General features: G+C 41.9%; 11 protein-coding genes. 9 read left to right on the forward strand and 2 right to left on the reverse strand.

The features are described 5' to 3' along the window. Positions 1–78 precede the first annotated feature (78 nt). From CFE23_RS04220 to CFE23_RS04250, 7 genes are all read left to right on the forward strand, one after another. Positions 79–2,940, forward strand: a complete 2,862-nt coding sequence (locus CFE23_RS04220) for a PAS domain-containing protein (protein ID WP_291084468.1) — start codon at positions 79–81, stop codon at positions 2,938–2,940. Positions 2,941–3,094: 154 nt separating this feature from the next. Next, positions 3,095–3,883, forward strand: a complete 789-nt coding sequence (locus CFE23_RS04225) for a Ku protein (RefSeq protein WP_291084471.1) — start codon at positions 3,095–3,097, stop codon at positions 3,881–3,883. Between the two features lie 4 nt (positions 3,884–3,887). Then, the gene (ligD, locus tag CFE23_RS04230; RefSeq protein WP_291084474.1) at positions 3,888–6,440 is read left to right on the forward strand and encodes a DNA ligase D; all 2,553 of its coding nucleotides are present in this window, start codon (positions 3,888–3,890) and stop codon (positions 6,438–6,440) included. A 39-nt stretch (positions 6,441–6,479) separates the two neighbouring features. After that, a complete protein-coding gene (locus tag CFE23_RS04235) occupies positions 6,480–6,995 on the forward strand; it encodes a pyridoxamine 5'-phosphate oxidase family protein (RefSeq protein WP_291084477.1) in 516 nt (171 codons plus the stop codon). A 10-nt stretch (positions 6,996–7,005) separates the two neighbouring features. Then, on the forward strand, positions 7,006–7,176 hold the full coding sequence (locus CFE23_RS04240) for a hypothetical protein (RefSeq protein WP_291084479.1): 171 nt from the start codon (positions 7,006–7,008) through the stop codon (positions 7,174–7,176). Then, positions 7,176–7,556, forward strand: coding sequence for a hypothetical protein (locus tag CFE23_RS04245; protein WP_291084482.1), 381 nt, complete (start codon positions 7,176–7,178; stop codon positions 7,554–7,556). Before CFE23_RS04240 ends, CFE23_RS04245 begins: the two co-directional genes overlap by 1 nt. A 160-nt stretch (positions 7,557–7,716) precedes the next feature. Continuing rightward, positions 7,717–8,136, forward strand: coding sequence for a hypothetical protein (locus CFE23_RS04250; protein ID WP_291084485.1), 420 nt, complete (start codon positions 7,717–7,719; stop codon positions 8,134–8,136). A 34-nt stretch (positions 8,137–8,170) separates the two neighbouring features. On the opposite strand, the gene CFE23_RS04255 is transcribed toward CFE23_RS04250, so the two are convergent. Beyond that, complete coding sequence (locus CFE23_RS04255; RefSeq protein WP_291084489.1) at positions 8,171–8,632, reverse strand: hypothetical protein; 462 nt, start codon at positions 8,630–8,632, stop codon at positions 8,171–8,173. Between the two features lie 276 nt (positions 8,633–8,908). Between CFE23_RS04255 and CFE23_RS04260 the strand changes: the two genes are divergently transcribed. Continuing rightward, entirely contained in the window at positions 8,909–9,343 is a 435-nt protein-coding gene (locus tag CFE23_RS04260) for a DUF6526 family protein (RefSeq protein ID WP_291084498.1), read from the forward strand. 728 nt (positions 9,344–10,071) lie between these two features. Next, complete coding sequence (locus CFE23_RS04265; protein WP_291084501.1) at positions 10,072–10,293, forward strand: hypothetical protein; 222 nt, start codon at positions 10,072–10,074, stop codon at positions 10,291–10,293. Positions 10,294–10,362: 69 nt separating this feature from the next. On the opposite strand, the gene CFE23_RS16585 is transcribed toward CFE23_RS04265, so the two are convergent. Then, complete coding sequence (locus tag CFE23_RS16585) at positions 10,363–10,494, reverse strand: hypothetical protein (RefSeq protein ID WP_363331548.1); 132 nt, start codon at positions 10,492–10,494, stop codon at positions 10,363–10,365. Positions 10,495–10,507 lie beyond the last annotated feature (13 nt).

Genomic DNA, 10,507 nt, shown 5'->3' on the forward strand with positions numbered 1-10,507 from the left:
TTTAGTAACTAAATTTTGAGTAAGTATTCCCCGCTTATCCCAACACCACACATCAACAGCAAGCTGACCTCTTAATTTATGACCGACAACCAAAACACTAATTTTAGTTTCCTTTCAGGAGCCGGTGAAATGGCACAGCTTACACGAGAGAAAGATTGGAACCACTCGCTTGTCGGCCCTATTGAAAGTTGGCCACAAAGCCTACGGACCACCATAAGCTTACTACTCAATTCGAAATTTCCAATGTTGTTGTTTTGGGGCCCACATCTTGTTTCCTTTTACAATGACGCATTCCGCCCCAGCCTTGGTAAAAACGGCAAACACCCACACATCCTCGGGGAAAAAGGCGAAATTGCATGGGAAGAAATTTGGGATATGGTTCACCCGTTGATCGGGCAGGTTCTGGAGGGCGGTGAGGCCATTTGGGGGGAAGACCAACTCATTCCGATTTTCCGAAATGGGAAAATTGAAGACGTTTACTGGACGTTCAGCTACAGCCCGGTAATTGACGAAGCCGGAAATGTGGGTGGTGTTTTTGTTACGTGCAACGAAACCACCGACAAAGTAAATCTCATTGCAGCATTACAGAAAACCGAGAAATCTCTCAATGAAGCCCTGAAAAAGCTGGGGGACACCGATAAGCGCTTTCGGAACACCGTAAATCAGGCCCCTTTAGGCATTACCATACTGCGGGGACCCGATTTTATTCCCGAAATGGCCAATGAGAACTATCTTCAGTTAATCGATCAAAAAGAATCAGACTTTGTCGGAAGGCCGCTGTTTGAATCGTTGCCAAGCGTCAAGTCGGTTGTTGAACCCCTTTTAACCAATGTACTTAAAACCGGCGTTGCGTTTAATGCACCAGAACTTTCGGTCATCCTAAACCGCTATGGTAAAGAGGAAATCGGTTACTTCAATCTGGTTTATCATCCGCTCCGCGAAGAAGACAACACAGTTTCTGGTATCATGGTCGTTGCGATGGAAGTCACCGATTCGGTAAAAGCAAAACACTCGTTGGTCGAAAGCGAGAAGCAGTTCCGGGGCCTCGTGATGCAGTCGCCCATTGCAATGACGATATTCAGGGGACCAGAATTTATTATCGAAATGGCCAATAAAATCCTGATTGAAAATATCTGGCGCAGGAAAGAAGAAGACGTTATCGGCAGGAAATTACTTGACGCCTTTCCAGAACTTCGCGAACAAAAATACAGCGCCTTGCTGCAAAAAGTGATGGATACCGCAGAAATCCATAAAGAAATTGAATCTGTTGCATTTGTTGAAGGCGATGACGGCTTAAAGAAATTTTATCTTGATTACCAATATGCACCATTATTTGAAACCGACGGCTCGGTTTCCGGAATCATGGTTACGGTCAACGATGTTACTGAACGCGTGGAAGCCCGTAAAAAAGTTGAGGACGCAGAAGAAAGGCTGCGACTGGCGACTGAAGCAACAGAACTTTCCACCTGGGATCTTGACCTCGTGACCAGGAAAATCATTTATTCGGGGAGGCTTGCCGAAATTTTCGGGCATCAACAATCTAAAGAAATTCTTCATTGCGACATGCGAAACCAGATTCATCGTGACGATATAAGCATTGTTGAAAAGGCATTCGATGAAGCAATGCAAACCAGTATCTACAAATATGAGGCGCGTATCGTAAGGCCGAATGGTCAAATTGTTTGGATACGAACACAAGGGAAAGTATTTTTCGACGAGGAAAATAAACCGATAAAAATGTTGGGAACCCTACGGGATATAAATGAAGAAAAGTTGTGGCAACACGAACTACAGGAAAGTGAGGCCAAGTTCAGGCTGCTTGCCGATTCGCTGCCCCAGCACATCTGGACCACAGATCCTGAAGGCACTGCAAGTTATTATAACAAAGCAGTATACGACTACGCGGGCCTTCCTAAAGCAAATCTCGACCAAAACGGCTGGATGGACATTGTACACCCGGACGATAAAATAACGAATGAAAAAGTCTGGGCTAAATGCATCATTAGCGGAAAAGACTTCATTTTCGAACACCGATTCAGGCGCTACGATGGAACATACCGCTGGCATTTGAGCAGGGGTATCGCTCAGCGGGATGCATTCGGAAATGTCCAGATGTGGGTAGGAACAAGTACCGATGTCCACGACCAGAAAATGTTTGTGGACGAACTTGAAAAACAGGTACGCGAACGAACCAAAGAACTCGAGCGAAAAAACACTGATCTCGAAAAGATGAACGCCGAATTACAATCGTTCGCTTATGTGTCGAGCCACGACCTTCAGGAACCATTACGAAAGATACAGACCTTTGCCAGCCGACTTATTGATCGGGAATACGATACATTATCCGAAAATGCCAAAGATTATTTTGCCCGCATACAACAGGCGGCAAGCCGAATGCAAACACTTATTCTGGACCTTCTCGCCTATTCCAGGACGAGCACTTCAGATCTAAAATTTGAGAATACGGATCTGAAAAGAATCGTGGGAGAGCTGGAAAAAGACTTTAAGGAACTAATGGAAGAAAAACAGGCCAAAATTCATGTTGGGCATCTCGACACCATTCCAATCGTTCCTTTTCAATTCATTCAGTTGCTGCAAAACCTTATTGGCAACGCACTGAAATTCCAAAAGCCCGATGTTCCACCTGAGATAACGATAAAAAGCGAAATAGTTAAAGGAAGCGCAACAGGCATCGCTTCATTACAGGCCAATGAAAAATACTGCCATATATCAGTGGCTGACAACGGAATCGGCTTTGAACCTCAATACAGTGAACGGATTTTTGAAGTATTCCAGCGCCTGCATTCAAAAACCGAATTTTCCGGTACCGGCATTGGGTTAGCCATAGTGAAGAAAATCGTCCTGAACCACAACGGCCACATTGTCGCCGAGGGGCAACTGGGCCACGGCACTACATTTCACCTTTACATTCCCGCGTAATAACTTGGGTTTTCCAAAAAATTCCGATGGAAACATCTTATAAATCCATCTATGAATTCCCCGCTTTCAGAATATTGTAATGTATACATAAAATTCCGTAAGCGCTGGCGTTGATAGAATCACAAACTTTGTAAGACAACCTAAAATTGCGCTTATGAAAGCTTTGTGGAAAGGCGGAATCAGCTTTGGCCTTGTCAATATTCCGGTGCGTTTATACAGTGGTTCGGTGAGCCATCGCATCGATTTGGATATGATCAGGAAAAAGGACCATTGTGCCATCGAGTATGTTCGCGTATGTAAAAAAGATGGCAAGGAGGTTCCGTGGGATGAAATCGCTAAAGGCTATAAGCGCGACGATGGCGATTATGTTGTCCTCGATAAAGATGATTTTGCCAAAGCCATGCCAGAGAAAACCCAGACCATCGAAATCTTTGAGTTTGTACTTGAAGACGAAATACCCTCGCAATATCTTGAAAAACCCTACATCGTCGAGCCTGAAAAATCCGCTTCGAAAACATATGCTTTGTTGCGCGCCGCGTTGAAAAAATCAGGGAAGGTGGGCTTGGCAAAGTTCGTTATCCGTAGTGCTGAGCACCTTGGCATCCTTAAAGTTGAAGACGATGCAATCCTGCTGATTCAGATTCGGTTCGACCAGGACTTAAGAGATCCATCCGAGGCTAAAATACCTGAAAATATTACGATACAGAAAAAAGAACTCGATATGGCCATGACCATCATCGACCAAATGACCGAGAAATTCGAGCCCGAAAAGTACAAAGACACGTACAAAGACGAATTGCTCAAAATGATTAAAAAGAAACTCGCTGCACCAAAGGGAAAAAAGGTTGTCGAAAACGACACCCCAAAAACCAAACCCACAAAAACGGATGCGGACGATTTATTGGAGCAACTCAAGGCAAGTCTCGAAGCAATGAAAAATTAAGGACATGGCACTGGAAAAGTACAATACCAAACGTAATTTCTCCAAAACAAAAGAACCCAAAGGAGTCCGAAAACCTTCCAAAGGCGCTTTGCGTTTTGTGGTACAAAAACATGCCGCTTCGCATTTGCACTATGATTTTCGGTTGGAAATTGATGGCGTCCTGGTGAGTTGGGCGGTTCCGAAAGGGCCGTCGTCAGATCATACCATCAAAAGACTGGCCATGCACGTAGAGGACCATCCCATGGATTACATTGATTTTGAAGGCACCATCCCAAAAGGGGAATACGGTGGCGGCACAGTGATGGTTTGGGATATTGGCACCTACCACGCCGAGGGAAATGATGATGTGTCGAAAGACAACCAGCTTATGAAGAAACAGCTGAAAGACCAATCGATAAAAGTCGTGCTTGAAGGCGGCAAATTAAAAGGTTCCTATCACTTATTTAGCATTAAAGACGATAAGCAATGGCTCTTGATGAAAGGCGTTGACGAATTTGCCAACGGCAAGACGTTTAAAGCAAACTCAATACTTACAGGACGTGATTTTAATGAAATTTCAAAAGGAAACGACGTTTGGAAAAGCAATAAAAGATTCAAAACCAAAACCGTTTCCAAAGAGCAAAAAGAGGAAGAAAAGATGGCGCACGCTTCAAAGTCTGACGGACAGTTCTCAGGCGACGATCTTACAGATGCTATAAAATTAGAGCGCTTTCCAGATGACTGGCGCCCCCAGCTGGCTACACTTACTGATGCACCGTTCGACAACGAAGATTGGATTTTCGAAACAAAATATGACGGCTACCGCGCAATGGCCCAAATTCAAAATAAACGAACAACCTTAATCTCAAGAAATGGGTTGAAATTCAATAACAAGTATCCAGAAATTGTGAAATCAATGGATGGCATCCCGCAGGATATGGTCATTGATGGGGAAATTGTTGTAGAGAATGACAATGGAAAGAGCAATTTTCAATGGCTTCAGAAATTTGAAGATAACCCAACCAAAGGAACGCTTAAATTCTATGCCTTTGACATCCTCTATTTTCAAGGGTATGATTTACGGGGTCTGGACTTACTGCTTCGTAAAAAAATTCTGAAAGCTGTTTTGCCCGGAATCGATAACGTCGTGTATTCCGAACACAGCCGTGGACATGGACATATTGCTTACGAAACAGCCAAAAAAAATCACGGTGAAGGAATTATCGCGAAGAAATCGGATTCGAAATACAATACTGCCAAACGCACCAAAGATTGGTTAAAAATTAAGATTGAGAAACAGCAGGAAATGGTCATCGGAGGCTTTACCGAGCCACAAGGAAGCCGGAAGGGCATTGGCGCGCTGCTTTGCGGCTACTATCAGGGCGATGATCTGATTTATTCCGGAAAAGTGGGCAGCGGGTACACGGAACGCACGCTTGTTGACCTGAGAAAAAGATTGGATCGGCTGGAACGAAAAAGTGCGCCATTTAAAGTCGCTCCCAAAGAGAAAAATATCCATTGGGTAAGCCCTAAGCTGATTGCGCAACTGAAGTTCTCTGAAATAACTGAAAGCGGAAGCATGCGCCATCCGGTATTTTTAGGACTTCGGGACGACAAGAATCCCAAGGAAATCGGCATCGAAAAACCGTTGGTGCGTATGACAAAAGCTGAGGGTGACAAACGAATTTTGGATGAAAAAAAGGACACCTTCCGGGTTGAATTTTCAAACCTGGATAAAATATTCTGGCCTAAGGAAAACATTTCGAAGGGCGATGTCATTGCCTATTACAGCAGCATCTCGGAATATATTTTACCCTATTTGAAATACCGCCCGCAATCACTCAGGCGCACACCAGACGGCATTCACAGCGACGGATTCTTCCAGAAAGACGTTGCCGGTAAAGTTCCGAAATGGGTCAAGACAAAAAAAATCAAATCGGACAGCGCTGCCGAAAGTATAACGTGGCTGATCTGCAATGATGAAGAGACTTTGTTGTTTCTCGCAAATTGGGGGTGCATTGAAATCAATCCATGGAGTAGTCGTGTGGGTTCCTTAAATAACCCGGATTACATCATTTTCGATCTTGACCCGAAAGGTGCTCCGATGCGAAATATTGTGAAAACGGCGCAAAAGCTGAAAGAGGTGCTTGATAAGCTTCAGGTTGCCAGTTACATTAAAACATCCGGAGGCAACGGCTTACACGTATTCATCCCGGTGAAGCCCAAATATACATATGAGCAAACCCGAGAGTTTTCTCATCTTATCAGCCAAATGGTTCATAGGGATTTGCCGGACATTACGAGTCTCGAACGCATGCCCGCCAAGCGCAAAGGTAAAGTGTACCTCGATTTTCTGCAAAATGGAAAAGGGAAAACAATGGCGAGCATTTATTCACTTCGACCACGTGAAGGAGCCGGAGTCAGCACGCCACTCGACTGGGACGAAGTCAATGACTCTTTGGACCTGAAAGCGTTTAACATCAAAACCGTACCGCAACGGATTAGGGAAAAGGGTGATTTATGGAAAGACTTCTTCAACGATGCCGTCGACCTGAAATTAATCCTCGAGAAAATTTAAACAGTATATCAACCTATCAACCTTAAAAATAAAATTGTCATGGGAAATCACAAAGACCTGAGCAGTCAGGAAGCAATCGCCAAATTGAAAAAGCTGGCCGAAGATATTAAAATATGTTTCTTTTGCACCGAGCTAACCGAGTTGCCCGTTAATTCACGACCAATGAGCGTATTGGAAGTAGACGAAGGCGGCAACCTTTGGTTTATGAGTTCGGCGGAAAGCCATAAAAATTTCGAAATCCTAAAAGACAATCGTGTACAACTATTTTTCGCCAAATCCGCAAGCAGCGAATATCTGTCGGTCTTTGGGACAGCAACAATCTACCGCGATAAGGCAAAAATCGAAGAAGTATGGACGCCCATTGCGAAAGCATGGTTTGAAGAAGGCAAAGACGACCCAAAAGTGACCGTAATTAAAGTAGCTCCTGCAGACGCTTACTATTGGGATACCAAAGACGGTAAACTCATTGCGCTATTTAAAATAGTCACTGCAGCTGCGGGACTTCGGGACGCAAAATCAGACGATGGCGGCGTGGAAGGCAAAATAAACCTTTAGCCATTTGGTCATGGAAACGGAACGCCATACCACAAAGAAAGTTGGCGACGGTTCAACCCGTCCCAAATCGGCACGCAGGAATATCGGGCTTGCAAAGACAAAATTTTACATCCACAATATGCTGATCACAAACCGGATATTGCTTGAAAACAATAATATCAATAATCTAATACTTTTCTGATGGAAACTAATAATAAAAACCCAAACGACAGTCAAAATCCGTCCAAAAATGGGCCGGCAAAAAAGACACAAAAAGACGATACCAATGAAGGTGGCGACTCTAAATATACATCGCCTGACAAATACCTCGCTTTGGAACAGCCGGGCGTCGTTTATACTCAGGAGCAGCCGCATACGAGTAACTCAGATTACCTGGAGTACGATAATGACGAACAGCGTTCCGATAAATTCAGAAGCCATCATCAAAACAGCAGGAATGCTGAGGCATTCAGTCAGGACGATTATATATTAAGGGACAATCTGGACCTTGATGAGGATCAGCCAAACTCAATTTCGTCTGATGATGCCCCAGACCGAAACACTACTGACGAAACAGCATAGCAATCTCCAAGAAGTTGATTTAACGGTTTGAAGCCCTGTTTGTGCAGGGCTTTTTCATTTTCAGACACTAACACGCAAACTGCTGCGTTTTCATAAAAGTCATCTTTAAAGGTAACAAATCATGAAAGATTGCGTCAAACGCAAAACCCGACCGTATACAATGAGATTTAGTATTTATATTTTGTGCTTAATGATGACGCTCTCACTGCTGCAATCCTGCAGCTACGGTACAAATTATACCTATTCTGAAAAACAATCGGAAATCGTCTCCAATTATAAAATGAAAGGATATTTCGAGTACAATTCCAGATTAAACGACGTCATGGTATCTGAATTAAACAATTATGATTCGCAAATGATGCCGGAAGACACTCGAAATGCCATTTTAGAGGCTGCTGAAAAACTTGAGAAAGAACGTCCGACAGCGGGCTGTTACGTCATTGAATGGGATCCGCAGGTTTCAAAAAACGCGAAAGACAACGCGATCACAGTAGAGTGGAATTCTGAAGCCGGTGTAATCATACGCATGTTTACAAATTCAGTTCAGGTTGCAAAGCGCCTCCCTACGCAGTCTTATTAGTTAAAAAAACCGGCAATAAAGCCGGTTGTAATTGTTAAGCATTTTTTTCAAATGTGAGATAATCAACACTTCCGTCGCCGCCGCTCACATGTTTCAGCCTGAGCTTTGTCGCAGTTCGCTCAATGATTTCCCAATCTTCTGTCAGGTCTGTAAAATCAACAGGAGCATTGAATATAATATCAAAATCAATGTCTGCGAGGTTTGGGTTATCATCAGTTGGATCCTCCGTACTCACATTCCAGATCCCGGTGTAGGTGTTGGTGCCATTGGTCGCAGTCAGGACATTGTTTGAACCAAATGTAAAGTTATAACCGGTAAAATGTGCTGTTTCGTCTGCATCGCTGTCCATAAAGTAGGTGACACGCCAGGCACCCGCAGCAACAGCATTTGAAATTTCTGTAGTCGAAGTTGTCGATGAACTGTCGTCATCGGAGTTGCATGATATAGCGCTTAACATGAGCGCCGCTGACATCACGGAATAAATCGCTTTTTTCATAAAATTTTACTTATTATTAATATTAACTCAAAACAACGAATTAAAATTATGTGAGGTATGGGAAAATTAGAATTTATAAAATCTTTAACAACAAAAATAACATAAAAAACAAAGATACAGGCACTTAGAAAATGAAGGTAAATGTCAAATTACTGTTCCTAATTAGCATTAACTCTGGAAATGACAATCTCCGAATTAAAATACAAAAAACAATCCTGGAGCACCTGTACATTTTAGCAAAAGCTTTTTTAGTATCTTTAGTAAAAACTATATTACATGGCAGAACAATCTTATAAGAATCATTTACGGTTTTATCCTCCACATCATTTTGTGTTTTATCCGGTGCTTACAGGTTTGCTGGGTTTTAGCCTCTACTATCTCTTTACGTCCACAGATAAAATTTCATGGGTTTTTATCACAATACTTATTGTGTTGATGGGATGGCTTTCATTTATGATGCGGCAACATTACGCCTTAACACTGCAGGACCGCATCATAAGGCTCGAGTTACGTTATCGCTATTTTACAGTCACAGGAAAAAGACTTGACGACGTAGAAGAAAAATTTACAGACAGCCAGCTTTTCGCACTAAGGTTTTGTATGGACTCCGATTTGCCTGCAATAGTAGAAAAAGCGATTGCCGAAAACTTATCTGCGAAACAGATTAAAGCGCAAATAAAAAATTGGAACGCAGATAATTGCCGCGTATAAATTAGCCAATAGTAAAGCGGACCTTACTTTGAAAATGATTCAATAAAAGAATTAGCAGGCATTTTAAACTCCCATTTTAATTCTAATGCCAAGCATAGCGAGTAATTCGCATAAGTTGGTTTCTTTGAAAATAATTTCTTTAAACATTTTGTGCAATTTTAAACATTAGAGGCATTTAATAAAAAAGCAAAAAATAAAATTTTACAATTCCATAACGTAGGATTACGAAATCTATTATCTAATTTACGAAGTAAAAATGGACTTAGGCGCAAAAAAAAAATTTATAACAAAACCATTTACTGATGTCATAAAAAAACAAAACATCCTGGGAAAGGATGTTTGTCTGGAATCAAAGTGTCACTGTTTTTGGCAGCGGAACATAACATTCCTATTTAAAAAATCTAAAATCCGAAATTAATAATGCTTTATTTTCTTTTGACCAAAGCCAAAAACAGCAATTAGTCTTAGGAAATTTGTCTCTTTAAATATGATTTCTTTTAGCATTATTTTGTTATTTATAAAGCAAATATATCTTCTAAAAACCTGATGGAAAAAAAATAAAGGTAAAACGCAAAATTGTTGCGGTAAACCTTTTTGACTGCGTGTTATTTGGCGGAGAACAGTACAATTTCGGAGACTAATGAATTTAAAATCATAATGTTAAGCCAATTAGAATCGCGCTGGTTTCAACATTTCGTAACTTTAGGCATCAACACAACATCTAAATTATGAATACTAACGAAAAAGATCCGCCGGATCACGAAAATCAAGGCAATCACCAAAATGAATTATCTGATCAACGGTTTACGAAAAAGGAAGAAGATGAAATTGCTGATGAAAAGACATCCAGGCATCATCAACAAGAGCATGGGAATCGAAAGTACAGAATGTTTTCAAACCATTCATCTGCTGATGACCAACCGTTAACCAATACAGATACTACTCCTTAATCGTCTTTACGAACAAAAAAACCTCCTGATTGCTCAGGAGGTTTTCTTTTATTTATGTTTCAGTGAAACTTAGTAAGCCACTTTCTTGGTCACAACCTCATTGTCTATTGAAGTGATCTGGACAAGCAATACCTGCTCCTCCGCCCTTAGGTCGTTCAACACCGTTTCATTGGCATTGATCGAATCCCTTTGGTAAATCAATCTTCCACGGATA

The organism is Flavobacterium sp. BFFFF1, assembly GCF_002256285.1.
Lineage (GTDB): Bacteria > Bacteroidota > Bacteroidia > Flavobacteriales > Flavobacteriaceae > Flavobacterium.